Origin of the sequence: Marivita geojedonensis, assembly GCF_002115805.1 — a bacterium.
Lineage (GTDB): Bacteria > Pseudomonadota > Alphaproteobacteria > Rhodobacterales > Rhodobacteraceae > Marivita > Marivita geojedonensis.
On record NZ_JFKC01000003.1, the window covers coordinates 292,749 to 318,142 of the forward strand.

Annotated in this window: 24 protein-coding genes and 1 pseudogene; 12 read left to right on the forward strand and 13 right to left on the reverse strand. The window is 61.2% G+C overall.

The genetic code is table 11. From position 1 onward, the window contains the following. Positions 1 to 40: 40 nt before the first annotated feature. The 5 genes from MGEO_RS21540 to MGEO_RS21330 form a co-directional block, all read right to left on the reverse strand. Positions 41 to 1,366: a hypothetical protein gene (locus tag MGEO_RS21540; protein WP_233139708.1), complete on the reverse strand. Its 1,326-nt coding sequence runs from the start codon at positions 1,364 to 1,366 to the stop codon at positions 41 to 43. Positions 1,367 to 1,488: 122 nt separating this feature from the next. Further along, positions 1,489 to 2,352 (reverse strand): DMT family transporter, encoded by an 864-nt coding sequence (locus tag MGEO_RS06470; protein ID WP_408607489.1) that lies wholly within the window; start codon positions 2,350 to 2,352, stop codon positions 1,489 to 1,491. Positions 2,353 to 2,390: 38 nt separating this feature from the next. Beyond that, complete coding sequence (locus MGEO_RS06475; RefSeq protein ID WP_085635887.1) at positions 2,391 to 3,014, reverse strand: SH3 domain-containing protein; 624 nt, start codon at positions 3,012 to 3,014, stop codon at positions 2,391 to 2,393. Next, positions 3,005 to 4,576 carry a glutamine-hydrolyzing GMP synthase gene (guaA, locus tag MGEO_RS06480; protein WP_085635888.1) on the reverse strand — a complete coding sequence of 524 codons (1,572 nt, stop codon included), beginning with the start codon at positions 4,574 to 4,576 and terminating at the stop codon, positions 3,005 to 3,007. Before guaA ends, MGEO_RS06475 begins: the two co-directional genes overlap by 10 nt. 227 nt (positions 4,577 to 4,803) lie before the next feature. After that, positions 4,804 to 4,974, reverse strand: a complete 171-nt coding sequence (locus MGEO_RS21330; protein ID WP_158090978.1) for a hypothetical protein — start codon at positions 4,972 to 4,974, stop codon at positions 4,804 to 4,806. Positions 4,975 to 5,156: 182 nt separating this feature from the next. Between MGEO_RS21330 and MGEO_RS06485 the strand changes: the two genes are divergently transcribed. Continuing rightward, positions 5,157 to 6,701 (forward strand): trimethylamine methyltransferase family protein, encoded by a 1,545-nt coding sequence (locus MGEO_RS06485; RefSeq protein WP_085635889.1) that lies wholly within the window; start codon positions 5,157 to 5,159, stop codon positions 6,699 to 6,701. Here the strand turns inward: MGEO_RS06485 and MGEO_RS06490 are convergent. Continuing rightward, positions 6,694 to 7,005, reverse strand: coding sequence for a DUF6477 family protein (locus tag MGEO_RS06490; protein ID WP_085635890.1), 312 nt, complete (start codon positions 7,003 to 7,005; stop codon positions 6,694 to 6,696). The two genes, MGEO_RS06485 and MGEO_RS06490, sit on opposite strands and share 8 nt — an antisense overlap. A gap of 245 nt (positions 7,006 to 7,250) precedes the next feature. Between MGEO_RS06490 and MGEO_RS06495 the strand changes: the two genes are divergently transcribed. Next, positions 7,251 to 8,291, forward strand: a complete 1,041-nt coding sequence (locus MGEO_RS06495; protein ID WP_085635891.1) for a DUF6456 domain-containing protein — start codon at positions 7,251 to 7,253, stop codon at positions 8,289 to 8,291. A 195-nt stretch (positions 8,292 to 8,486) separates the two neighbouring features. After that, positions 8,487 to 9,437, forward strand: a complete 951-nt coding sequence (gene lipA, locus MGEO_RS06500) for a lipoyl synthase (protein WP_085635892.1) — start codon at positions 8,487 to 8,489, stop codon at positions 9,435 to 9,437. Positions 9,438 to 9,517: 80 nt separating this feature from the next. Here the strand turns inward: lipA and MGEO_RS06505 are convergent, their stop codons facing one another. Both MGEO_RS06505 and MGEO_RS06510 read right to left on the reverse strand, forming a co-directional pair. Continuing rightward, positions 9,518 to 10,402 carry a cytochrome c gene (locus tag MGEO_RS06505; RefSeq protein WP_085635893.1) on the reverse strand — a complete coding sequence of 295 codons (885 nt, stop codon included), beginning with the start codon at positions 10,400 to 10,402 and terminating at the stop codon, positions 9,518 to 9,520. A gap of 9 nt (positions 10,403 to 10,411) precedes the next feature. Then, the gene (locus tag MGEO_RS06510) at positions 10,412 to 10,873 is read right to left on the reverse strand and encodes a c-type cytochrome (RefSeq protein WP_085635894.1); all 462 of its coding nucleotides are present in this window, start codon (positions 10,871 to 10,873) and stop codon (positions 10,412 to 10,414) included. A gap of 99 nt (positions 10,874 to 10,972) precedes the next feature. Between MGEO_RS06510 and MGEO_RS06515 the strand changes: the two genes are divergently transcribed. After that, a complete protein-coding gene (locus tag MGEO_RS06515) occupies positions 10,973 to 11,842 on the forward strand; it encodes a LysR family transcriptional regulator (RefSeq protein WP_085635895.1) in 870 nt (289 codons plus the stop codon). Positions 11,843 to 11,853: 11 nt separating this feature from the next. On the opposite strand, the gene hpt is transcribed toward MGEO_RS06515, so the two are convergent. Then, entirely contained in the window at positions 11,854 to 12,396 is a 543-nt protein-coding gene (gene hpt, locus MGEO_RS06520) for a hypoxanthine phosphoribosyltransferase (RefSeq protein ID WP_085635896.1), read from the reverse strand. 72 nt (positions 12,397 to 12,468) lie between these two features. On the opposite strand from hpt, the gene MGEO_RS06525 reads away from it, so the two are divergent. Further along, positions 12,469 to 12,912 (forward strand): type II toxin-antitoxin system RatA family toxin, encoded by a 444-nt coding sequence (locus MGEO_RS06525; protein ID WP_085635897.1) that lies wholly within the window; start codon positions 12,469 to 12,471, stop codon positions 12,910 to 12,912. A 78-nt stretch (positions 12,913 to 12,990) separates the two neighbouring features. Here MGEO_RS06525 and MGEO_RS06530 read toward each other — a convergent pair whose 3' ends face one another. From MGEO_RS06530 to ispF, 4 genes and pseudogenes are all read right to left on the reverse strand, one after another. Beyond that, the gene (locus MGEO_RS06530) at positions 12,991 to 14,169 is read right to left on the reverse strand and encodes an ammonium transporter (protein WP_085635898.1); all 1,179 of its coding nucleotides are present in this window, start codon (positions 14,167 to 14,169) and stop codon (positions 12,991 to 12,993) included. A gap of 157 nt (positions 14,170 to 14,326) precedes the next feature. Beyond that, positions 14,327 to 14,806: a CinA family protein gene (locus MGEO_RS06535; protein ID WP_085635899.1), complete on the reverse strand. Its 480-nt coding sequence runs from the start codon at positions 14,804 to 14,806 to the stop codon at positions 14,327 to 14,329. Further along, the gene (locus MGEO_RS06540; protein WP_085635900.1) at positions 14,803 to 15,291 is read right to left on the reverse strand and encodes a phosphatidylglycerophosphatase A family protein; all 489 of its coding nucleotides are present in this window, start codon (positions 15,289 to 15,291) and stop codon (positions 14,803 to 14,805) included. Before MGEO_RS06540 ends, MGEO_RS06535 begins: the two co-directional genes overlap by 4 nt. Continuing rightward, positions 15,288 to 15,767 (reverse strand): annotated as a pseudogene (gene ispF / locus MGEO_RS06545) (2-C-methyl-D-erythritol 2,4-cyclodiphosphate synthase); the annotation flags it as partial. The gene MGEO_RS06540 and the pseudogene ispF, both read right to left, overlap by 4 nt. A 219-nt stretch (positions 15,768 to 15,986) precedes the next feature. Here ispF and dusB point away from each other — a divergent pair. The 7 genes from dusB to MGEO_RS06580 all read left to right on the forward strand — a co-directional run. After that, entirely contained in the window at positions 15,987 to 16,931 is a 945-nt protein-coding gene (gene dusB, locus MGEO_RS06550) for a tRNA dihydrouridine synthase DusB (protein WP_233139709.1), read from the forward strand. Further along, positions 16,928 to 18,034 (forward strand): two-component system sensor histidine kinase NtrB, encoded by a 1,107-nt coding sequence (locus MGEO_RS06555; RefSeq protein WP_233139716.1) that lies wholly within the window; start codon positions 16,928 to 16,930, stop codon positions 18,032 to 18,034. Before dusB ends, MGEO_RS06555 begins: the two co-directional genes overlap by 4 nt. Continuing rightward, positions 18,034 to 19,404, forward strand: a complete 1,371-nt coding sequence (locus MGEO_RS06560) for a response regulator (RefSeq protein ID WP_085635903.1) — start codon at positions 18,034 to 18,036, stop codon at positions 19,402 to 19,404. Before MGEO_RS06555 ends, MGEO_RS06560 begins: the two co-directional genes overlap by 1 nt. A gap of 144 nt (positions 19,405 to 19,548) precedes the next feature. Continuing rightward, complete coding sequence (locus tag MGEO_RS06565; RefSeq protein WP_233139730.1) at positions 19,549 to 21,801, forward strand: sensor histidine kinase NtrY-like; 2,253 nt, start codon at positions 19,549 to 19,551, stop codon at positions 21,799 to 21,801. 27 nt (positions 21,802 to 21,828) lie between these two features. Continuing rightward, the gene (gene ntrX, locus MGEO_RS06570) at positions 21,829 to 23,244 is read left to right on the forward strand and encodes a nitrogen assimilation response regulator NtrX (RefSeq protein WP_085635905.1); all 1,416 of its coding nucleotides are present in this window, start codon (positions 21,829 to 21,831) and stop codon (positions 23,242 to 23,244) included. A 60-nt stretch (positions 23,245 to 23,304) separates the two neighbouring features. Continuing rightward, the gene (locus MGEO_RS06575; protein ID WP_085635906.1) at positions 23,305 to 24,450 is read left to right on the forward strand and encodes a formylglycine-generating enzyme family protein; all 1,146 of its coding nucleotides are present in this window, start codon (positions 23,305 to 23,307) and stop codon (positions 24,448 to 24,450) included. Between the two features lie 202 nt (positions 24,451 to 24,652). After that, positions 24,653 to 25,394 (forward strand): P-loop NTPase fold protein (locus tag MGEO_RS06580; RefSeq protein ID WP_198948086.1); only part of this gene is annotated, 742 nt, incomplete at its 3' end.

The window sequence follows — 25,394 nt, forward strand, 5'->3', positions numbered from 1 at the left end:
GGTGCCTGACGGGGTTTGTTTCTTGGAACGTCTCTACCGATCAGAAGTCGACGGTGAGCGACACGCCCATACCAAGGGCAGTGTTGTCTTCGAACTTCACGCCGGATGCGTCTTCGGCTTCGCCGATCCAGACGTATTCCAGACCACCGCGCAGGGTCATGTTGTCCATCTTGTACTGGCCGCCGACGCCGAGGCTCACAAAGCCGTCACGCGGGGCAAGGCGGGACACGGTGTCACCGTTCTGCGCCTCGTAGGACACCTGAACAAAGACCGAAAGGTCTTCGGTGAAGGCGCGGCCAACCCCGAGCTTCCACGTGGTCCGGTCGTTTTCAAAGCTGGTGACGTTGCCGCCGGTCGCGGCTTCGTATTCCGGAGTGCGGACTTCCCACTTGGACCACTCGACCCATTTCACCTGACCAAACAGCAGGGTGCCCGGTGCAATGCCGGTCTGGAAATCGAGAGCCACCGCCTGCGGCATGGTCACCTTCGTGTCACCGCCGGTTGCGTCGACGCCGAGACCTGCAAGGGTTTCGGACGTGCTGAACGTGTGGGTGATCTCACTCTGCCAGGACAGGGCAACCCGCAGCGCAATGTCCGGGATTTCATAGGCAACACCAAGGATCGCACCCCAGTCACCCACGCGGCGGCCACTGGCGTTGTATTCCATCGACGTGCCGAAGTCCTGCGCGGCAGCGCCAAGCGTCTGTGCCTGCACGCCAAGCGCCTGCGCCTGAGCGCCAAGGGCCTGTGCCTGTGCGCCAAGCTCCTGTGCGGCGGCCAGATCACCGGCCGCACCTGCTGCCTGCGCCTGCGCACCCAGCGCCTGCGCCTCGGCACCCAGTGCCTGCGCCTGAGCGCCCAACCCCTGTGCGTTGCGGCCAACCGCGCTGCGAACGAGCAGATCCGGAATCGTGATGTCCGCCTCGCTTTCGACATAGCGCGCGCCGCCGAAGACCGAAACGCGGTCCGTGACGCGGTACTTGCCGACGAGGGCAACCTGGTCGCTGTCCCAGTCTGCGGTCAGACCGGAATAGATGCCCTGCGTGTATTCCGCGCCGGCGCCATACGGGTTGTTCACGTACATGCCGAAGGTCAGCTTTTCGGTGAAGTCGTTTTTGTACGCCAGACCGTAGTTGCTGTAGTCGGTCAGCATGTTGCCGGTGCTGTCTTCACCGCCGCCAGCAGCGGTCAGTTCCGGTGTATACGTACCCGACAGTTCCGGCATCACGTGCGAAAAGCTGAGCTGCAGCTGGTCGTTCCGTGTGAACAGGAAGCCGTAATCGTTGTTCGAACGCTCGATACCGCCCGCATGTGCCGCGCCTGCAGCGGCGGCAAGCGCTGCTGCGCTTGTCATAATTCTTGTCATAGGACCCTCATCCCTAGGAAGTTCGTTGTCTCCTCGTCCCGCAGAGGTACAGAACCGCTGTTCGAACGGTCAATTTTAACCGTACGTCACCTCAACGGTTTTGCCGCAGCGTCACAAAGCTGCTACGAGCGCGTGCTGGACCAGATATTGTAGTAGTTCGCGCCAAATATCAGCGCCGCACCCAAAAGAACGAACGGATCCAGCGGTTCTGCGTAAAGCAGCATCCCGACAATCGCGATCACCGGCAGGCGGGTGAAGTCGATGGGCATCACAATTGTCGCCGGGGCCAGTGAAAGAGCCGTGGTCAGACAGAAATGCGCCACAAGACCGGCAATCGCGATCACCACGACCCACGGCAGATTTGCGGCTGTTGGCAGGGCAATGTCACCGTCGAATCCGGCAAAGCCCAGTCCCAGCGCCGCCTGCATCACCGTCAGGTAGAACAGGATGCAGGTGATGGTTTCCGTGCGGGTCAGCTTGCGGGTGAACACCGCGGATCCGGCAAAGCCGATGGCGGCGAGTGCCGCCGTGACCAGACCAATGTGAAACGTGTCCGGGCTGGGGCGGGTGACGACAAGGATGCCGATAAATCCGATCACGGCGGCGATGGCCTGCGATTTGGTCAACCGTTCGCCCAGAATGAACGGCGCCATCAGCATCACCCAGAGCGGCGAGGTGAACTCGAGCGCAAAGACCTGTGCCAGAGGGATCACGGTGATCGAATAGAACCACAGGTTCTGTCCGGCAAAATGGCTGACATTGCGGATGAAATGCAGGCCGAGTTTCTGCGCACGCACTTGCTGCAATGTGCCGGCAAGACTGGCGACGGTGATGACGATGACCATCCCGATCAGGCTGCGATACATCATGATCTCGAACGTATCGAGGTCGAGGCTCACAGCCCGGCCCGCAATCGCCATCGACGTGAACGACACGATTGCGCCGATCATCCAGAGGCAGGCCCGGATCGTCGGGGACAGCGTCATACGGGCCGGCCCGGAATATCGTGGCGCATGGAGGTCATTCAGTCACGCGGCAGGTGGCAACAGCCGGACAGGAACCGCCGCTGGCCCGGCGCGATCAACTGCATGGTGATGGTCCACCCGTAGGAGCGGTCGCTCATGCCGTCAGAACAGGCCGCGCCCGAGATCGTGGCTTCGATCACGCGATTGTCTTCGGTCGCCAGAGTGACAAGCGCGGGACTGCCCAGACGGCCTTCGGCGGTGACGATGCTGTCAAAGGCGAAGTCGGTGTCGCCATCCACGGGATGCGAATAGCGGGCGTCTTCGCCATAAAGACCCAGCGCCCAGAACGGCTCAGTCCCGCCGCAGATCAGGCCTTGGGGCAGGGTCGTGTCGCCCAGCGTGGGAACCTCATCGCTGGTCAGGAAGCGGGTGGAGACCCAGCCATCCCGTTCGTTCAGCGCGATGCGGGCCCAATTGCCGGTCGGGTCAAACTCAAAGGCTTCGATCCGGCGGGCATCATGGGCCAGGTCGCCGATATCCGCACTGCTGGCGGACGGTTCGGCGCGCACGTTCAGAACGTCAGTCGCAGCAACCCCGATCACGCGGTGATACGACGGCTCTGCCTGCAAAACAGCAGGCAGCGCCAGCAGCGCGGCGATCAGGGAGATGCGTATCATTCCCATTCGATCGTTCCCGGCGGCTTCGATGTGATGTCATAGGTGACGCGGTTGATGCCCTTGACCTCGTTGATGATCCGGGTGGCGGTTTCACCAAGGAATTCATGGCTGAACGGGTAGTAATCCGCCGTCATGCCATCCACAGAGGTCACGGCGCGCAGGGCGCAGGCGTAATCATATGTACGGCCATCACCCATCACACCCACGGTGCGCACTGGCAGAATGGCGACAAAGGCCTGCCAGATCTCGTCGTAGAGCCCATGCTTGCGAATCTGGTCGATATAGACCGCATCCGCCTTGCGCAGGATCTCGAGCTTTTCGCGGGTGATCTCGCCGGGACAGCGGATCGCCAGGCCGGGGCCGGGGAAGGGGTGGCGACCGATAAAGCTGTCGGGCAGGCCCAGTTCGCGGCCAAGCTCGCGCACTTCGTCCTTGAAAAGCTCGCGCAGCGGTTCGACCAGCTTGAGCCCCATCTTTTCCGGCAGGCCGCCGACATTGTGGTGGCTTTTGATGGTGACGGAGGGGCCGCCGCTGAAGCTGACCGACTCGATCACGTCCGGGTAAAGCGTGCCCTGCGCGAGGAACTCTGCGCCTTCGATCTGGTTGGCGTATTTCTGGAACACGTCGATGAAGAGTCGGCCAATGATCTTTCTCTTGGTTTCAGGGTCGCTTTGGCCGTCCAACTCGTTCAGAAACAGCTCTTGTTCCTGCGCGTGGATCACCTGCAGGTTCATGTGGTCGCGGAACATGGCGACAACTTCTTCGCCCTCGTTCAAACGCAGCAGACCGTGATCCACAAACACGCAGGTCAGCTGATCGCCAATTGCGTCATGCAGCAGGGCTGCGGCAACCGAACTATCGACACCGCCGGACAGGCCGCAGATCACCTTCTTGTCGCCGACCTGTTCCTTGATTTTACGGATCGCTTCTTCGCGGTAGGCACCCATCGTCCAGTCACCGGTGAAGCCGGCAAGTTGGACGAAATTCTGGTAGAGAGTCTTTCCGTTCGGCGTGTGGTGCACTTCGGGGTGGAACTGCACGGCGTAGAACCGGCGGTCGGTGTCGGCGGTGATCGCGAAGGGCGCGCCGGGAGATGTGCCCAGAACGTCAAAATCCGGAGCAATTTCAGACACATGGTCGCCGTGGCTCATCCAGACCTGTTCGCGGCCCGTGCCATCCATGAACCAGCCGCTCAGCAGATCGCTGCGGGTGTCCGTCGGGGTGACATAGGCGCGGCCAAATTCGGCTGTCGCACGTTCGCCGGCTTCGACCTTGCCACCCAGATCCTGCATCATCACCTGCTGGCCGTAGCAGATTCCAAGGATCGGCACGCCCATCTCATAGGCCTTTTTCGGCGGGCGCGGGCTGCCCTCGCGCATCACGCTGTCCGGGCCACCGGAGAAGATGATCGCCTTGGGGGCAAAATCGGTCAGGAAATCATCCGTCACGTTCTGATAGGGATGGATTTCGCAATAGACATTCAGCTCGCGCAGGCGACGCGCAATCAGCTGCGTGACCTGGCTGCCGAAGTCGATGATGAGGAGGCGGTCGTGTTCTGTCGTGCTCATGGCTCCTGATAGGCAGAGCCATGGGGAATGGCAATATTGCCAATCGGCTTTGTGCGCCAACCGCCGCATTCCGTGCCCCGGTGCCAAGTCAGCCGGGCGGAGGGCTGCTCAAAGAATAAGAGCGACCCCATCGATGAGGCTCGACCCGACATACGGCCCGAATACGCCCGCCGCGCGGATCAGGGATTCAAGCGAACCGCGACTGTGCGGATCGGGCGCTGGTGGTCTCAGTCGATCAACACGTTGATCAGCGTCGCCCCCACGATCCAGATCGCAAGCGCGAGAAACAGCGCGATCCCCATGCCGTAGAGCCCGCCCAGCACACTGCCGAGAATGGCCACCACGCCCAAACCTCCGATCAGCCCCATCAACGGAGTCTTCTTGCGTTTCCAGTCCATGACGTCCTCCTTGGGCGGGATCGTATGGCGTCGCCCAAGTCGCGTCTTTGATCTGGCGCATCCCGGAATGTCGCTTTCGCAACGCACAGGACGCAATCTGTCCCTGACGGCTCCCGGTCTCATACTATGGAGTGTGCACGCAGCCGCAGGGCGGCACCATTTTTTCCCGCAGGAGGGCAGTCATGGCAGAAGCAGCAACACGCAAACGGACCCGGGGTGGTGGCGGTGCCGCGCGGCGGGCCGAGCGCACGGCGGTTTCTGTAGAGACCGCCAAATTCATTCAGCGGAACATTCCGAATTTCGAGATCCTGTCCGAAGAAGCACTGGAGATCATCGAGACCAATGCGGAGACCGTACTGGAAGAGATCGGCGTCGCATTCGTCAATAACCCGGCTGCGCTGGACCGCTGGCGCGACGCCGGGGCCGATGTGACCGGAGAGCGCGTGCGAATCCCGCGCGGACTGGCCCGCAAACTGTGCAGCACCGCGCCCTCGACCTTCACCCAACATGCCCGAAACCCGAACCGTTCGGTCGATATCGGTGGGCGCAGTCTTGTGCTGGCGCCGGTCTATGGCCCGCCCTTCGTGCATGACGCGGCCGGTGGACGCCGCTATGCCACGATGGCCGACTTCGAGAAGTTCGTGAAACTGGGCTACATGTCCAAGTGGCTGCACCATTCCGGAGGCACCGTTTGCGAACCCACTGACATCCCGGTGAATAAGCGTCACCTCGACATGCTGGTGGCGCATATGACCCTGTCGGACAAGCCCTTCATGGGGTCCGTGACGGAACCCAGCCGGGCGCAGGACAGCGTCGAGATGTGCGAAATCCTGTTCGGAAAGCAGTTCGTTCAGGACAACACGGTGATGACCTCGCTCATCAACATCAACTCGCCGATGACGTTCGACGATGTGATGATGGGCGCGCTGGAGGTCTATGCGGCCAACAATCAGGCCGCGATCATCAGCCCGTTCATTGTCGGTGGCGCGATGGCACCTGTATCCGTTGCGGGGACTTTGACACAGGTTCTGGCCGAAGTGATGGCCGGGATTGCCTACAGCCAGCTGATCCGCCCCGGAGCGCCCGTCATTTTCGGAGCTTTCGTGACCTCGATCGACATGAACTCCGGCGCGCCCACATTCGGCACCCCCGAGGCGAGCCAGATCACCTATGGCGCCGGTCAGTTGGCCCGCCGCATGGGCCTTCCGTTCCGGTCTGCCGGCAGCTTTACCGGCTCGAAACTGCCGGACGCGCAGGCGGCCTACGAAACGGCGAACAGTCTCAACATGGGTCTTCTCTCGGGCGTCAACTTCATGCTGCACGCCTGCGGCTGGCTTGAAGGCGGGCTTGTCTCGTCGTTCGAGAAATTCGTCATGGATGCCGATCAGTTGGGGGCGCTGCACAAAATGGCGCAGGGCGTGTCCATCGACGAAGAGGCACAGGCGATGGGTGCGATTGCCGAAGTCGGCCCCGGGGGCCACTATCTTGGCTGTGCGCACACACAGGCGCATTTCAAGTCTGCATTCTGGCGATCCGAAGTGTTTGACTTCAAACCCTACGAGACATGGATCGAAGAAGGTGCGCGCGACACGATGGCGCTCGCAAGCGAACGCGTGAAACGTCTGCTTGATACCTATCAGCAGCCCGCACTTGACCCCGGCATCCACGAAGCCCTGACAGAGTACGTGGCGAAGAAGAAAGCCTCGATGCCCGACGCCTTCATGTAACGGGGCAGGGCGCGCCTGCCCGCGTCTGCGCGCGCAGCAGCTGTGCCTCGCCCATCAAGGCCGTCAGAACCTCAACATGCTCGGCGATGCTGTAACAGGCATCGCCGTTTTCGCGTCTTTCATTCTGCTCGGCCTCCAGAGCCATCAGCGCCACAAGCGCGGGGCCGGATCGCATCGCCGAGCCATAGCCGAGGAGCCGTGGGAGCCGGGTGTCGCGCCGGTACATCTGCATTCCGATCCGGGCGGCCCGGATCAGGAGACGCGGACGGCGCAGGCTGGCGAGTTGTGTCAACAGATCTTGCATTGGTGTCCCCTTGTGAATCGGCTGTATCGCCGGTTTGACGGGGTCAGGTATCGCACAACCTATGCGGGTGTTGCGTCGGGCCGGAATCTGCGAACGGTCATCTCTCCAATTGGTTACGAATTGGAAACAGAAACTTGTCCAGCCAGAAAAGTTAACAAAACAGAAACAAATACAATCCTAGGTTGTTCATCGTCTGTGGATAAGCCTGGGGATCTTTTTTGACAGACTCAACTTGGGGGTTCTCAATGACTGACATTCAATCCGATTTAAACCACCCTTCTGCCAATGCTCTTCTGCCCGAAGCAGCGCGCCGTTATCTGGCGCACACGACGGATGGACGGCCAATTCGCGAAATTGCCCGGGAGGTGGGATGCCACGCATCCACGATCCTGCGCCAGGTGCGCAAACTTGAAACGCTGCGCGATGACCCGCTGGTGGATCGGGTTCTTGCCGAACCGGGTGACCTGCTGGATGATCCCGAGGACAGGCAGACCAGTATCGATGCGGCCACGCGTGCGCTGCGCCTGTTGTGCCTGCCTCGGGCGATGATGCTCTACAGCGCGGACCTGCCCAAACCGGCCATCATCAAAACGGTTGATGAGGATGACACTGAACTGCTTGGGGCAATCGAACTGGATCTGGCCGCCGCATTGATCATGCGGAACTGGATTGCGCCAGAGGGGGGCACATCCATCAAACGATACCGCATTACGGCGGAAGGCCGCGGTGGCCTGTCCGAACTGATCGCGGCACAGGAATCGCGGGCTGCCCTTGCGCAGAGCGATGCGTCCGTCTTTCTGTCGGGCACGGGAAACGACCGGCGTTCGCGCAGCCGAGCGGTGTCGAACGGACCGGGGTTTGAAAGCCCGCTATCCGCGCTCGCGCGGCGGCGTGGGCCAGACGGAAGCCCCTTTCTGTCACCGGATCTCGTGTCTGCCGGGGACCGTCTGCACGAAGATTATGCCATTGCGGGCTTCGGGAAATCTGATCTGATCGGATGGGACGGACCGGGGTCGCTGAAACCCCATTACGAGGCGGCGCACAAGATGAAGGATCGCCGCCGTAGCGCCGCACTCCTGCGAACCCTCGACGCTATCCGTGATCTCGGTCCGGGCCTCAGCGAGGTTGTTCTGCGCTGCTGCTGCCTGCGCGAGGGGCTTGAGGCGACGGAAAAGCGGCTTGGCTGGTCGGCGCGTTCGGGAAAGGTGGTACTGCGCATCGCCCTGCAACGGCTGAGCCTCTTCTATGGCAGAACCCTGACGAAGGACGGTGCGATGATCGGCTGAAGCTGTTTCTGCCATCGGGACAGATCGACGCAACACAGGGTCGGAAACTGCGGAAATTGCAGTGTTTTCGGGGTGCAGGAGGTACTCGTTACATTTGGGAATTTGAAGCTGCAATGCAGCTATGCAACACTGGTACTACCTCCTGCTGGTCTATATGTTAGACGAGTTCAAACCTGACATTGCGGGGAAAAACCGTTGCGTGACCTCAAGATTCCTGAACAGCGCCACCCAGAGAAGGCGCATCGCCCGGACAACGCTCAGCCCAAGAAGCCCAGCTGGATCCGGGTGAAAGCGCCGGGCGGCGAAGGCTATAACGAAACCCGCCGCATCATGCGCGAGCACAAGCTCGTGACCGTGTGCGAAGAAGCGGGTTGCCCGAATGCGGGCGAATGCTGGAGCCAGGGCCACGCCACCATGATGATCATGGGGGAAATCTGTACGCGCGGCTGCACCTTCTGCAACATCGCGACCGGACGTCCCGACACGCTGGATGCGTTCGAACCGGGCCGCGTGGCGGACGCGGTTCAAAAGCTGGGTCTGAACCACGTGGTCATCACCTCGGTGGACCGCGACGATCTCGAAGACGGTGGGGCCGAGCATTTTGCCCAGACGATCCGCGCGGTGCGGCATCGCTCACCCGACACGACGATCGAAATCCTGACGCCGGATTTCCTGAAATGCGCGCCCGAGGCACTGGAAGTTGTCGTCGCAGCGCGGCCGGACGTGTTCAACCACAATCTGGAAACCGTTCCGGGCCTCTACCCCGAAGTGCGCCCCGGCGCGCGCTATTTCCATTCCCTGCGTCTGTTGCAGCGGGTCAAAGAGATCGATCCATCGATCTTCACGAAGTCGGGAATCATGGTGGGGCTGGGTGAAAACCGGCAGTCGGTGATGCAGGTCATGGATGACATGCGCGCGGCGGATGTCGATTTCCTGACCATCGGCCAATATCTTCAGCCGACCCCGAAACACCACGCGGTGGACCGCTTCGTGACCCCGGAAGAGTTTTCAGGCTACGAGAAGGCGGCCTATGGCAAGGGCTTCCTGATGGTGTCGGCGACGCCGCTCACCCGGTCCTCCTATCACGCAGGCGATGATTTCGCGCGGCTGCGCGCCAACCGCGAAGCGAAACTCGCACGGGTCTGAGCCCGACCCCTAGAGGGCTTTGGCGCACCGGAACCATGTGAATATGCAAAGAATGTCGTCCAAGTCTCACGAGACTTGGACTACGGCAGCGCCTTGAGATAGGCCGCCACGGCTTCTCGATCACTGGCGGGCAGCTTGGTGAAATTCGCGATTACCGCCACCATATGCCCTCCGGCACTGTCGAAATCGGGTGTGAAACCCGTTTCGAGGTAATACGCAATCTCGGTGCTGCCCCATGTAAGATCATCGGGCGTCAGCGACGGGATCGTACCGCGCCCGGAAGGGTTCGGCGCGCCGGCCAGCCAGGCATCGCGGTCCAGCCCGCCCAGCGCATCGCGGGGCGTGTGACATTCGCCGCAATGGGCCAGCGCCTCGACAAGATAGCGGCCACGGGCAATCTGATCCGTCTCAGCGGATGCCATCACCCAGTCGTCGGTCATATAAAGCTGTTTCCAGACCCCGACCGCGCGGCGGATGTTGAAGGGAAATCCGACCTCGTGCGGCTCACTGGGCGTCGCGTCCTGCGGCAGCGTCTGCCAATAGGCCCAGAGATCGGCCACATCCTGCTCGGTCATGTGAAGATACGCGGCATAGGGAAAGGCCGGGTAATAGTGCTGTCCCTCGGGCGAAACGCCTCTGGTCACGGCGCTTGCGAACTCGGCCAGTGTCCAGCCGCCGATTCCTGCCTCGGGATGGGGGGAAACGTTAGGCGCGATGAAGGTGCCGAAATCGGATGCAAAGCGCTGACCGCCCGCAAGCACCAGCTTGGCCTCGCCCTCGGCGTCGGGCGCCGCGTGGCAGGACGCACAGCCTGCCGCGGTAAAGACCGTTTCGCCATTGGCCGGGTCGGCATCGATCCCGGCCAAAGCGGTGTCATCCAGAGGTGTGGCCTGCGTCAAAACCCATCCGGTGGCCGCGCCAAGGCCACCCAGAATCACAACGGTCCGGACCAGTCCACGCCACATGGCAGCAGATCAGTTCGCAGGAGCGCGATGCGTGTCGTGGCAGGCTTTGCACGCCCCGCCAACCTGACCCATGAGCGGGCCAAGCGCTTCCTGACCACCTGCGGCAGATGCCTGAATCGCCTTGGCGGCGGTGCCGAAATCTGCCCACTTGGACAGGAAGTCGTCGTTCTGCTCCCAGATCGTGGTCTGTGCACGGGTGCCTTCGATGGACATGTCATCCGAACCCGCGGGCCACATCGGCGCCTGCTGGATCATGGACACCGCCACCAGCGTGTCTGCAGCGGCCTGCGCGGCCTCAGCGTTGTATTCCGTTTTGCCCTGGGCCATGCCGCCCAGAATGCCAAGGTTGATGGCCATAATGCGGAACTGTCCCTGACGCGCTTTCAGCTGGGCCGAGAAGTCATCCTGGGCGTATGCTGCAGTGCCACAACCCAAAGCCGCAAGGGCAATCGCAAGTTTCAGATGTTTCATGGTAATCGTCACTCCCTGAAATGTGTTCTCTACCATACGTAGTATGCCTCGCCCTCAGCACAAATTAATTGTTAGAAATTGCAAAAAGGGTCGGCATTCATGCACAAGTTGAACTGGGATGATTTGCGTTACGTCTTGGCGGTGGCGGACACCGGCTCTGTAAACGCGGCTGCAAAATCTCTTGGAGTGAACCATGCCACCGTGCTGCGTCGGATCGCGGCGTTCGAAGAGGCAAGCGGCGGGCCGGTCTTTGAACGCGGCGCGACCGGCTATCGGCTGCGTACCGACCGGGCCCCGGTGATCGAGGCGGCGCGTCTTGCCGCCCAGCACGTGAATTCGGTGGAAGTTCTGATGCGCGGCGGCACGGCCGGAACGGGCACCGTCCTGCGGCTCACAAGTACCGACACACTGTGCCAGACCGTGCTGGCCTGGATTTTTCCCGCACTGTCACGCCGCATTGCGCCGGATCGGATCACCTATGTGCAATCCAACCCGCATCTGGACATGGCGCGCCTGAGTGCCGATCTGTCAGTGCGCCCGGCCATGGAACTGACCGACGACCTGTCAGGTCATCAGATCGGTGTAATGCGTTTCGCGCTCTATCATCGTGCCGGAGCCAACGTGCCGCAGGTCTGGCTGGGGCTGTCAGGTGCGCTGTCCCGATCGCAACCCGCGCGCTGGATGGCCGAGAATATCGAACCGTCAGACGTGATCGCCACCGCTGACAGTTTCTGCGCCCTGTCCGAGATTGCCGCAGCCGGGTCGGGGCGGGTGATCCTGCCCTGTATTCTGGGCGATGCCCATTCCGGACTGCAGCGCGATGGATCGATGGTGATTCCCGATCTGTCAGTTCCGCTCTGGGTGGCCTGCCACCGCGACGTGGCCGGAAGCGACCGTATCCGCCGGAGCATGGACGCGGTGACGAAGCTGGTGAAACCCCATGCCGACCGGCTTGAGGGCCGGGGCTGACAATCGGACGCTCAGCTGTCGGGGAACCGCACCTTGCCGATATAGGGGAGGTTGCGGTTGCGCTGCGCATAATCGATGCCATAGCCGACCACGAATTCATCTGGAATCGAGAACCCGATCCAATCGGCCGTGACATCGGTCTCCCGGCGCGACGGCTTGTCGAGCAGTGCAATCGTCCGCAACCGTCCCGGATTGCGCGACTCCAGAAGGCCCACAACGTGTTTCAGCGTGTGCCCGGTGTCGACGATATCCTCAACCACCAGAACATCGCGCCCTTCGATCTGCCCGCGCAGGTCCTTCAGGATGCGCACCTCGCGGCTCGATTCCATGCTGTCGCCGTACGAGGACGCTTCGAGGAAATCCACCTCGACCGGCAGATCCAGTTCGCGCACGAGATCGGCAATGAAGACGAAACTCCCGCGCAGAAGACCCACGACCACCAGTTTGTCGGTGTCGCGGAACTCTTCCCGGATCGCAACGCACAGCTCTTCGATGCGCGCGGCGATCGCTTTGGCCGAGATCATTTCATCGATGACATAAGGACGCTCTGACATAGGTTTCCCTTGATTTTTCGCGCGCACAATACGACATCCCCCGCCACTGTCACGGTCAAAACACAAGAGCAGATGCCGACACATTCCGAAACCCGCACCCTGCCGTACACGGCGCAACAGATGTATGATCTGGTCGCGGACGTGGCGAGTTATCCGAAATTCCTGCCATGGACAGCGGCCGCGCGCATTCGGTCGCGTGAGGATCGGGGCGATCACGAAGAGATGCTGGCGGATCTGGTGATCAGCTTCAAAGTCTTCCGCGAACGCTTTGGCAGCCGCGTTGTGCTCTGGCCCAAACAGAAGAAGATCGACACCGAATACCTTGATGGTCCGTTCCGGCACATGCACTCCAACTGGGGGTTCAGAGATGTCGAGGACGGGGTCGAAGTGACTTTCTTCGTCGATTTCGAATTCAAGAACCGCATCCTGCAAGGCGCAGCGGGCATGTTCTTTTATGAAGCGATGCAACGCATCGTCCGCGCGTTCGAGCGCCGGGCGGCCGAGCTTTACGGGTAGAGCGCAAACGCCCGGACAGGCGCCCAGAAAAAAGGCGGACCGATTGGTCCGCCTTCGCACTCGTTACCACTAAGTCTGTTACGACGCGTGTTCGTAGGCCCGTTCACCATGCACGGCGAGGTCGAGGCCAGTTGTCTCGGTTTCTTCATCCACCCGAAGCGGTGTGATCAGTTTGACCACAAAGATCAGGACCACCGTCACCAAGGCGGTGAACACGCCGACGATGACCAGCGATCCAAGCTGCGCGGCAAAGCTGCCTGCGCCGAAGATGGCGATCATGATGGTTCCGAAGATGCCACCGACGCCGTGTACCGCGAAGACGTCCAGCGTGTCGTCGATCTTGAGCATGTTGCGCACGACCGTCACGGCCTCCTGACACAGCACACCGGCCACCGCGCCGATGATCAGCGCCTCGACAGGGCCGACAAAACCCGAGGCTGGCGTGATCGAGGCAAGACCCGCAATGGTCCCGGTCACCATGCCGACCAGCGATGCCTTGCCGAACTTGATCCGTTCCCACAGTGCCCATGTCAGCGATGCGGTCGCAGCCGAGATATGTGTCACGGTCAGTGCCATCGCTGCACCGCCGTCCGCAGCCAGCTGCGAACCGCCATTGAAGCCGAACCAGCCAACCCACAGCATCGCCGCGCCGATCATCACGTAACCGGGATTGTGCGGCGGCGTGGTCTGGTTCCGCCGGGGGCCAAGGAAGACCGCAAGGATCAAGGCCGCAAGACCTGCGGTTTCGTGCACCACGATGCCGCCTGCAAAGTCACGTACGCCGGTTTCGCCGAAGATCCCGCCATCGGCAAGGAACCCGCCGCCCCAGATCCAGTGAACGACCGGCGCATAGCACAGAAGCATCCAAAGTGCCGAGAACAGCAGTACGAAGCCGAAGCCCACACGTTCGACATAGGCCCCGACGATCAGCGCCGGGGTGATGATCGCAAAGGTCATCTGGAACGCAAAGAACAGAACCTCGGGCAGGGTGCCCGAAAGTGCATCCCCATCGACGCCCAGAAGGAACATCTTGCCCAGACCGCCCCAGTAGGCACCGCCATCGCCAAAAGCGATGGAATAGCCAACGGCCAGCCACAGAACGCTCATCAAACAGGCAATCGCGTAACAGTGCATGAAGACACTCAGCACATTCCGCGCCCGCACAAGCCCGCCGTAAAACAGGGCAAGCCCCGGCAGCGTCATGAACAGCACAAGCGCTGTTGCCACGATAATCCAGGCCGTATCGGCTCCGTTCATCTGTCCCATCCTTTGATTTTGCTACGTTGAGCGGCGACAAAGCGTATGCGCATCGCGGAAAAAAGAGGCACTTGCGGAAATGCGCTGCCGAAAATTAAAGCAGACATCGTTTTGATTAAAGAATGTGCAAAAACATACACGTGTGACTATTTATAAGTCACTTCGTGCGTAGTGCAGCGGCAATCAGGGACAGCGCTTCGTCCCGCGCCGCAGCCCGGACCGCCCCGCGTCCCAACGCGCCGAATTCGATGGTCTTGCTGTCCAGGTTCTGCGCCGTTGCAATGGCAAAGCACACGCGGCCTTCGGGCTTGAATTCCGATCCGCCCGGTCCCGCGATCCCGCTGATCGCCACGGCAACCGTCGCTTTGGCCGCCCTCAGCGCCCCCGTCGCCATCTCCCGCGCAACCTCTTCCGACACCGCGCCATGCGCGTCCAGGGTGGCAGACAACACACCCAGCATTTCGACCTTGGCCTGATTGGAATAGGTGACGAAGCCACGCTCGAAGATATTCGACGATCCGGCCACATCCGTGATCGCCGCCGCCACCATTCCGCCGGTGCAGCTTTCCGCGGTCGTGACCGTCGCCCCGGCCTCCATCGCGAGGTGGAGGATGGCTTCGGCCAGCGATGCGCTCACATCAGGACCAGATGAAACAGCGCCGCCAGAGCGATCACGCCAAGCGCGGCAAACACCCCGGCGATCACATCGTCCAGCATGACGCCCAGCGCGTCGCCGCGCGCGTCGGCCTTGCCCACGAGCCACGGCTTCCAGATGTCAAACAGCCGGAACAGCGCAAAGGCAGCGATCCAGCCGGGGTACAGCGCCAGCAGATCAACCGACATCATCATCGCCCCGTAACCCACTGGAAACAGGGAGATCCATTGACCTACGGCTTCGTCCACAACGATATAGGATGGATCGTGATCCTCCTGTCCTCGGGTGATTTCGCGCGTGGCGATCCAGCCGGACATGAACACGAAGAAGGTGAGGTTCACCAAGAGCCAGAACCCGCCGATCGACAGAACGGCATAGGCCACCGGCAGCGCGGCCAAAGAGCCCCATGTGCCGGGCGCGGGTCTGAGGTAGCCAACCCCGAAAAACGTTGCGACCAGCCGGTTCATGCGCTCACCAGCGCGGCTGTTGCGATGGCCGCAATCCCTTCGCCGCGCCCTGTAAAGCCCAGCTTTTCGGACGTGGTCGCCTTGACCGAGATATCCCCGACCGGCAGGCCCATGATCTCGGACAGCGCGGCGCGCATCGCGTCGGCATGGGGGCCGATCTTCGGAAACTCGCACACCAATGTGCAGTCCACATTGCTGATCACGAATCCTGCGTCACGGGCCATCTGAACCGCGTGTTTGAGGAAGATGTCGCTGGCCGCACCCTTCCATTGAGGGTCGGACGGCGGAAAATGCCGCCCGATATCACCTTCGGCCAATGCGCCATAAATCGCATCGGTGATTGCGTGCATGCCGACATCTGCATCGGAGTGACCCATAAGCGCCTGATCATGCGGAACTTTTATTCCGCACAGCACGACATGGTCGCCGGGCCCGAACTTGTGAACGTCATAGCCATTGCCAAGCCGAACCTTCATGTGCAAATCCCTCGAAGTGTTACGGCTTGTCTAAGGTTTGTCCGGAGCCTGTGCAATCGCTCCGGCGTATTTGCACAATAATTAGGCAGATGCGTTTTGTTGGTCTGTTTTTCAGGCTAATATCATTGAACGGCGTGCAGCCAAGGCGTAGCTCAAACTCATCAATCAAGGATTGCAGCGGTGACTCCGTCGGTTCCAGACACCCTTATTTCTCCTCCCGTGCTGCTGGCGCCGCTCGCTGGCATCACTGATTTGCCGTTCCGATCGCTGGTTTCACAGTTCGGGGCAGGTCGGGTTGTGTCGGAAATGATCGCCAGCGGAGAGTTCCTGACCGACCGGCCTGGCACGCGCGAAAAGGCAGAGCTTGGAGCAGGGATCGCCAACACGTCGGTCCAGTTGGCTGGCCGGACACCCGAAGCCATGGCCGAGGCCGCGCGGATGGTCGAAGGGATGGGCGCGCAGGTGATCGACATCAACATGGGGTGCCCGGCGAAAAAGGTTGTCGGCGGCTATTCCGGCTCTGCGCTCCTGCGCGATCTCGACCATGCGTGCCGCCTGATCGAGGCGGTGATCGGCGCGGTACGTGTTCCGGTAACCCTCAAGACACGGCTGGGCTGGGACGATGCCTCGCACAACGCGGCAGAGCTGGCGCAGCGCGCCGAATCCCTTGGCATTGCAATGATCGTGATCCACGGGCGCACCCGTTGCCAGTTCTACAAGGGCAAGGCGGACTGGCGAGCCATCCGCGCGATCAAGGAGGCGGTCTCGATTTCGGTGATCGCCAATGGCGATATCGTGGATACGGCGTCTGCGCGCACGGCACTGGCGCAAAGCGGCGCGGACGGCGTGATGGTGGGGCGGGGCGCGCAGGGCCGTCCGTGGGTGCTGGCGCAGATTGCCGCCGACCTGTTCGGCACCAAGGCGCCCCTGATACCCACCGGAATGCGCCTCGTGGACATGGTCGCCGGTCACTACGACGCGATGCTGTCGTTTTATGGAACAGAGCTCGGCAACCGGGTCGCCCGCAAACATCTGGGCTGGTACATGGACGATGCGGCCACCGCATCCAGTCTGCGCAAATCCATCCTGACTGCCAAAGATCCTGATTACGTTTTCGATGCGTTGCCCGAAGCATTGCTCGGCACGGAAAGGTGCGCGGCATGAGCGAAGACCTGTCAGAACCGACGATGGTGAACGAGGCCCTGATCTGGTCGTCTCTTCCGGCGCCTGCGATCATTATCGACGCGGATGAAAACATCCTCGACATGAACCCCGCGGCCGAAGGGTTCATGAACAACTCGGCCAAGTGGCTGCGCGGTCAGCCGATCTGGGATCGCCTGACGGTTGACGCCCCGATGGAAAAGAGCCTCGCCCGCGCGCGGGCAAATGGCACACCGCTTTTCGTCAACGATGTGGATGTCGGCCCCGGCACGCGCCCGCCGCTTGTCTGCAACCTGCAATTCGCTCCGGTACAGGGCCACGAAGGCTGCATGATCCTGCTCATCAGCCCGCGCGAACTGGCCGGACGCGTGAACCAGAGCCAGACGGTCAAATCCGCCGCGAAATCCGCCATCGGCATGGCCGAGATGCTGGCGCATGAAATCAAGAACCCGCTCGCGGGGATCACCGGAGCGGCCCAGCTTTTGAGCATGAACCTCAGCAATGGTGATCTCGAGCTGACCGATCTGATCGTGGCCGAGACGCGCCGTATCGTGAAGCTGCTGGAACAGGTCGAACAGTTCGGCAATCTGTCCGCACCGGAACGCAAGCCGGTCAATCTCCATGACGTGCTGGACCGCGCACGGCGCTCTGCGCTGCTGGGCTTCGGCGCACATATGAAGATCATCGAGGATTACGATCCCTCTCTGCCCATGGCGCTTGGCGATGCCGACCAGCTGCTGCAGGTGTTCCTCAACCTGATCAAGAACGCGTCCGAGGCGGCTGATCCCAAAGAAGGCGGCACGATCCGTCTGCATACCTTCTACGAACACAGCTACAGCCTGCGTCGCGCCGATGGTTCGGGTCAGTCTCTGCCGCTTCAGGTCGAGGTGATCGATGATGGGCCCGGACTGCCGCCCGAGATCCGGGGCGATGTGTTCGATCCCTTCGTGTCGGGCCGTGAAAACGGCACCGGGCTTGGCCTCGCCCTGGTGAGCAAGATCATCTCGGACCACGATGGCTGGGTGTCGGTGGACTCCGTCCCCGGCAAGACCCGCTTCCGCATTTCGCTGCCGCAGGCACCCCGCAAACAAAAGGAGTCTAATTGATGGATGGCACGGTTCTGGTCGCTGATGATGACCGCACGATCCGCACGGTTCTCACACAGGCTTTGACCCGCGCCGGGTGCAAGGTACACGCAACCTCGTCGCTGACGACGCTGATGCGCTGGGTGGCCGAGGGCAAGGGCGATGTGGTGATCTCGGACGTGGTCATGCCGGATGGCAACGGGCTCGAAATGCTGCCCAAGATCAGCCAGGACCGTCCCGATCTGCCGGTGATCGTGATCTCTGCTCAGAACACCATCATGACCGCAATCCAGGCTGCCGAGGCCGAGGCCTACGATTACCTGCCCAAGCCTTTCGACCTGCCGGACCTGATGAAACGGACGGCAAAGGCCCTCGATGCTCGGATGCGTTCGCCGCGCCCGACAACCGACATGACACCCGATGACGCGCCCGACGATCTGCCGCTGATTGGCAAGACACCGGCCATGCAGGCGCTCTACCGGCTTGTGGCCAAGGTAATGAACACCGATCTTCCGGTTCTGATCTGCGGCGAATCCGGCACCGGCAAATCGCTCATCGCCCGCGCGCTGCACGATTTCTCAGACCGCCGGTCCCTGCCGTTCGTCACCGTGACGGGCAGCGATCTGGCTGACATTGAAGGCCCGGCGCGTATCCTCGCCCGGGTGCGTGGCGGAACGCTGCTCATCGACGAACTGGCCGATGTGCCGGACGAAGTTCAGGCGCGTATCGTGCGCATGATGGACGGTCCGGGCGAACACGTGCCGCGCTTCATCGCGACCAGCCAGACCGATCCGGGGCAGGGCATCTCGAACAGTGGCGTGCGCGAGGACCTCTACTACCGCATCAGCGGCGCAACCATTTCCGTGCCCTCCCTGCGGGAACGGGTCGATGACATCGCGCTGCTCAGCGAACACTTCCTGACCCGTGCCGAACGGGAAGGCGGTGCCAAGCGCTGGCTTTCGGAAGACGCAGCCGACCTCTTCCGCGCCTACAGCTGGCCCGGCAACGTGCGCCAACTGGAAAACGTGGTGCGCCGTCTCAGCCTGACCTCACGCGCCGACGAAATCACCCGCGCCGAAGTCGAAAACGTGCTGGGCAACCAACCCGAAACGGGCCCGGTCCTGCGCGGCGGCGACAGCGAAAAACTCAGCGCCTCGGTCGCGCGCCATCTGCGGCGGTACTTTGACCTGCACGGCACGATGCTGCCGCCCCCCGGCCTCTACCCGCGAATCCTGCGTGAAATCGAAGCCCCGCTGATCGAAATCGCGCTGGAGGCAACCGGTGGCAATCAGGCAAAATGCGCGGATTTGCTTGGCATTAACCGAAATACGCTCAGAAAGAAGATCACCGATCTCGATATTCAGGTGACACGCCGCCGCAAGTTGATGTAAAACTGCCACATAATAGTGTTCCGACGGTGACGCAGTTTGTCGGAAATACAAGATATGGCGGTAGCCGGGCTGCGCGGCACATTTAGGCGGGGGTTGGCTGTGGCCACCTGGGCACGCTCTTGGAATTGGACCCGGCTGAGCCGGATGCGCCGGCAACGGCGCTACCAGAACGCGATGACCCTTGGTCTTGTGCTGCTTGGCCCGATTCTGGCCATCGCCACGATCCTTGTTCTGGGGCCGCTCGACACCGGGGCCGGGGCGCAGTTCAACCTGCGGCTCGTCCTGCTCGCTGACCTGATTTATGTCCTGCTGCTCGCGGCGCTCGTGCTCAGCCGCGTGGTCAACCTGATCGCTGCCCGGCGGGCCAAATCCGCCGGATCACGCCTGCACCTGCGGCTCACCGGGGCGTTTGCGCTGATGGCGCTGCTGCCGACGATCACCGTCGCGGTTTTTGCCGTGCTCACCATCAATATCGGCCTTGAAACCTGGTTTTCAGAGCGGGTCCGAAACGTGGTCGGTGCGTCGCTCTCGGCTGCCGAGGCCTACGAGCAGGAACACCGCGAAGGGCTGTCGCAGGATGCCCGCGCGCTCGCCGCGTTCCTCGACGCCAACCGCCGTGCAACCTTCATCATGGATGACGGCGAGTTGCGCCAGGCGCTCAGCCAGGGGCAGGCGCAGATCCAGCGCGGATTGCGCGAAGCCTATGTCATTGACGGAGCAGGCGAAATCCGGGCGCGGGGCGAGGGGTCGTATCTGTTCGATTACGAACGCCCGACGCCGGATGTGTTCGCCGATGCGAATGAAACCGGAATCGCGCTCGTCCAGGATTGGGACAACAACGAACTCCGCGCGATGATCCCGCTGCGCGCCTTTACCGATCGCTACCTTTATATCACACGCGAGGTGGATGGGCAGATTCTCAACCTGCTGGACGACACCCAGGAAACCGCGCGCTTCTACCAGCAGCAGGAGAACGACCGCGGGCGCGTGTTGTTTGATTTTGCGCTGCTGTATCTGGGGTTTGCATTCCTGCTGATCCTTGCGGCCGTCTGGCTGGGCCTGTGGTTTGCCGAACGTCTCAGCCGGCCTGTCGGGCGTCTGACCGGGGCCGCGCAGCGGGTCGGTTCGGGCGATCTGGATGTCAAGGTGGTCGAGGAAGAGGGCGATGACGAAATCGCCATGCTCGGCCGATATTTCAACCAGATGACACGGCAGCTGAAGGGGCAGCGCGAGACTCTGCTCGACAACACACGCCAGATCGAACGCCGTCAGCGCCTGTTTGACTCGGTGCTGACCTCGGTCACGTCCGGCGTTGTGGGCCTTGATGCGGAGGGACGTGTGACCTTCGTCAACCGGTCCGCCGAACGTCTTCTGGCGTGGCACGAAAACCAGCGCAGCGTCGCCATCACCATGGCCGTTCCCGAATTCGGCCCACTGTTTGAACGGTTGCGCGAACAGGGGCTTGAAACCGCGCAGGAAGAAATCAAGGTGACCCGCGAGGGACGTCTAGAGAACCTTCTCGTGCGCCTTTCCACGCGCCGCCGCGAGGATGGCGGCCTCGAAGGCTACGTGATCGCCTTTGATGATGTCACCGATCTTGTCAGTGCGCAGCGTATGGCCGCATGGGGCGACGTGGCCCGTCGGATCGCACACGAAATCAAGAACCCTCTCACGCCGATCCAATTGTCCGCCGAACGCATCCGGCGCAAGTTCCGCCGTCAGTTGGGCGAAGAGGACGCCGAAAACCTTGAACAGCTCACCGAAGTTATTGTACGCCAAACCAATGACTTGCGGCGCATTGTTGATGAGTTTTCCAAATTCGCGCGGATGCCGGAGCCGGATCGGAAACCCGAAGACGTGGTCGAGGTTTTACAAAGCGTGATCTTGCTGCAGGAGGCCGGTCAGCCGGACGTCCGATTTGTCGTGGACCTGCCGGAGCATGGAATCCCTGCCGAGATCGACTCGACGATGATTGGTCAGGCGCTCACAAACCTTTTGAAGAACGCCGGGGAAGCCATTGAAACATATTCTGAAAAACATCCGGACGAAATGGTTCAACCTGAGATTCGCGTGTCCTGCACACGCAGCGCCGACACCGCCGAAATCAGGATCTCGGACAACGGGATCGGATTGCCCGAGGACACGTCGCGCCTTTTCGAACCCTATGTGACGACCCGCGACAAGGGCACAGGCCTTGGCCTGCCCATTGTGAAGAAGATCATCGAGGAACATGGTGGAACGCTCACGCTTGAGCCCGCCATCGCCTTTGACGACACCGACCGCCGGGGCGCGATGGCGGTGATCCGGCTGCCTGTCCTGATCACATCCGCAGACCCTGAGCAGATCCAAGACACCGGGGCGGAAAATGCCCCGACCAAACCTGAATTCGAGACGTGACGATTAACAGAACATGAAGGTGGGGCCATGAGCGATATTCTGATTGTAGACGACGAACGCGATATCCGCGAACTGATCGGCGACATCCTTGAAGATGAGGGCTACACGACACGGCTGGCCGGGAATTCCTCGGAAGCGATGAATGAAATCAACGCAGAGGAACCGTCGCTGCTGATTCTCGACATCTGGCTGAAGGACAGCAAGATGGACGGGATCGACATCCTCAAGACCGTCAAACGGGATAATCCCGATGTGCCGGTCGTGATCATCTCGGGGCATGGCAACATTGAAATCGCGGTCGCGGCCATCAAGCAGGGCGCGTACGACTTCATCGAAAAGCCGTTCAACATCGACCAGTTGCTGGTGGTGATCCGACGCGCGATGGAGACCAGCCGGTTGCGCCGCGAGAACAACAAACTCAAGCGCCGAGAAACGGACGTGGCGCAGATGGTCGGCGAATGTGCGGCCTATCGCGGTCTGTTGTCGAACCTCGACAAGGTGACGAAATCCAACGGTCGTGTGTTGCTGTCCGGTCCGGCAGGCAGCGGCAAGGAAGTGGCCGCGCGCTACATCCACGCCAATTCCAACCGCGCCAGCGCACCTTTCGTCACCGTAAACTGTGCAGGCGTTGCTCCGGAGACCATGGAGGAAGTGCTCTTCGGCCGTGAGACTCCGGAACGTGGGGTAGAGCCGGGTCTACTTGAACAGGCGCATGGCGGGGTGATCTATTTCGACGAAGTGGCCGACATGCCGATTGGCACCCAGTCCAAGATCCTGCGCGTTCTGGTGGACCAGCAATTCCAGCGCGTCGGAGGGGCCGACAAGGTGCGGGTGGATCTGCGGGTCATTTCCTCGACCAACCGCGACCTTCAATCTGAAATCGCTGCGGGAACCTTCCGCGAAGAGCTGTATCACCGTCTGAACGTGGTGCCGATCGCGGTCCCCAGTCTTGAGGACCGCCGCGAAGACATCCCGCTTCTGGCCGATCACTTCATCGATCTCTTCAACCAGACGCAGGGTCTGCCCAAGCGCGGTCTCAGCACCGATGCGGTGGCGCTTCTGCAGACGATGGTCTGGCCCGGGAATGTGCGGCAGCTGAAGAACCTGATCGAACGGGTGCTGATCCTTGGCGACGGCACGGGTGACATCGCCGCGCGCGAACTGCCACAGGACACCGCGCAGGCCGAGGATGAAGAGGGCCGGGTGGTTCTGTCGGGTACGCTGGCCACCATGCCGCTGCGCGAGGCGCGCGAGGCGTTCGAACGGGAATACCTGCTCACCCAGATCAACCGGTTCGGCGGAAATATCAGCCGCACCGCCAGCTTTGTCGGGATGGAACGCAGCGCTCTGCACCGCAAGCTGAAGTCGCTGGGCGTGGTTACAAGCTCCAAGGCAGGGGGTCGGGTGGCCTATCTGGAGGACGAGGTCGAGCAGGCATCTTAACCGGACCTGGCGCGCGATCGCGCTATTTTACCACTTGGTAAAACGAACCGGAGCAGGGACATGCGAAACAAGTGTCTTGTGTTGTGTGTGATCGTTCTGGCAGCCACAGGCACCGCGCCTCCCGTGGGCGCGTCTCCTTGGGCTTTGGCCTCTGACGGCGTGCAGAAAACCCGCCAGATCGACCCCGACGCCGTCGATCGCGCGGCGTGGGAGTTCGCGCTGGAGCTTGCGACGGCGGATGCGTATCAGGCTTATCTCGAGGCGTTCCCCAACGGCCTGTTCCGCGCCGAAGCCGAGGCGCAGCTGTTCGCGCTGCGGCCGGAGCTCAGACCGGCGCCAGAGCCTGAACCTCAGCCTGAGCGGCCGCGAACCTCTCTGGTGCTGGTGAACCCGCCGCAGGAACCGTGCGGGGTGTGTCCGCGCATGGTGCGGATCCCGGTGGGAGACACCGTGATGGGGTCGGACAGGGGCGGGGCCGAGGGGCCGCGCACGAACCAGACCATCGCAGCCTTTGAGATCGCGGCGGCGGAGATCACCGTGGGTGACATGCGCCGTTTTGAAGAGGCGACGGGGACACGCACAGGGCGGTCGTGTTTTGTCTGGACGGCAGAGGGGCGGATGCGGTCGCGGGACGGGGCCTATTGGGGCGCGCCGGGGTTTGACGTGACGGACGATCATCCGGCGGCCTGTGTCAGCTGGGATGACGCGATGGCCTATGTGGACTGGCTCAACGACGAAGACCCGCGCGGCGGGTGGCGGCTGCCGTCGGAGGCGGAGTTCGAATACGCGGCCAGAGGAAGCCTTGATCTGGAGTATCCATGGCCGGGCGGGCTGGCCGCGATCTGCCAGCGGGTGAACGGGGCGGGGGCGGAGAGCCGTTTCCGGCACCGCAACACTGCCTGCGACGACGGGACCGAGGCTCCGGTGCCTGCGAGGGTGTTCCCGGTCAACCCGTACGGGCTGTCACACATGATCGGGAACCTCTGGGAGTGGACGGCGGATTGCTGGAACGGATCGCATCGCGGCGCGCCTTCGGACGGGGCGGCACGGACCGGCGGGACGTGCAGCAGCCGGGTGCTGCGGGGCGGGTCCTGGGACGATCCGCCGGAAAACCTTCGGGTGAGCTACCGGGTGGGCATCCCCAAGACCCGCCGCCAAGCCAATGTCGGCTTCCGCGTGGCGCGGGACCTCGCTCCGGGCGGATAGGTCCGGTCTGGCCCTATTGTTTCGCGCGCGAAACATTGGGTCCGATCTGGACCTATTAAGGGTTTGGTAAGGTTGGGTATTTTTCACTTTAACATCAAAATTCGAGGAATTTACTTTCAAAAGAAATTATTTATCATTCTTGTCTTGTCGTTCAAGTTCTCAACAAACCTAATGTCCAGAAACGTTTCCGTGGAAAATGCTGATGAGTGAAGTCGAACAGCAGAAGATACTCTCTGAGATTTGGGTTGGAGATAAATTATTCAGGCAAAGGGATGCTGAAATACTTCGCGTCTTCACAATTGGACAGTTGCAATTGCGTGAAAATGCGGGTGAAACTAGAACCTATGTGTTGAATCTTGATGCAAAGTGGGGCGCGGGCAAGACATTCTTCCTGAGTCGTTTAAAAGAGCATTTGGAAGTACATAACCATATTGCCATATATGTTAATGCTTGGGAGAATGATCACTCGAATGATCCATTCGTGACGGTTGTAGATCAGATACAGTCTGAGTTGTTGAGTCAGCTTTCAAAGTCTAGTGGCTGGAAAAGCGCTCTTGAAAAGACTGCGAAATTTCGAAAATCTGCGGCAAAGATCATTGGCGGCGCTGCGCTATCTGGGGGCAAGCATCTTCTTTCGAAATATATCGGAGATGAGTCCGTCGGAAAACTAAAAGAGCTTTTGGCGAACGAAGGAAATGATGATCCGAATATAGACGCTGCAGGCCATGAATCGAAAATACACGCCCTGCAAAAATCTATTGAAAGTGGAGTGGATGCTGCTGGAGAGGAGGTATTGTCACATTTTCGTTCCCAAAAAGTCGTTAGGAATAATTTTAAGAGCCAATTAAAAGTTCTCGGTGAGGAGGTTTTGCGGATCGAAGGGATTCAAGCTCCAATCTTTATTCTTATCGATGAATTAGATAGGTGCAGACCTAGGGTCAGGA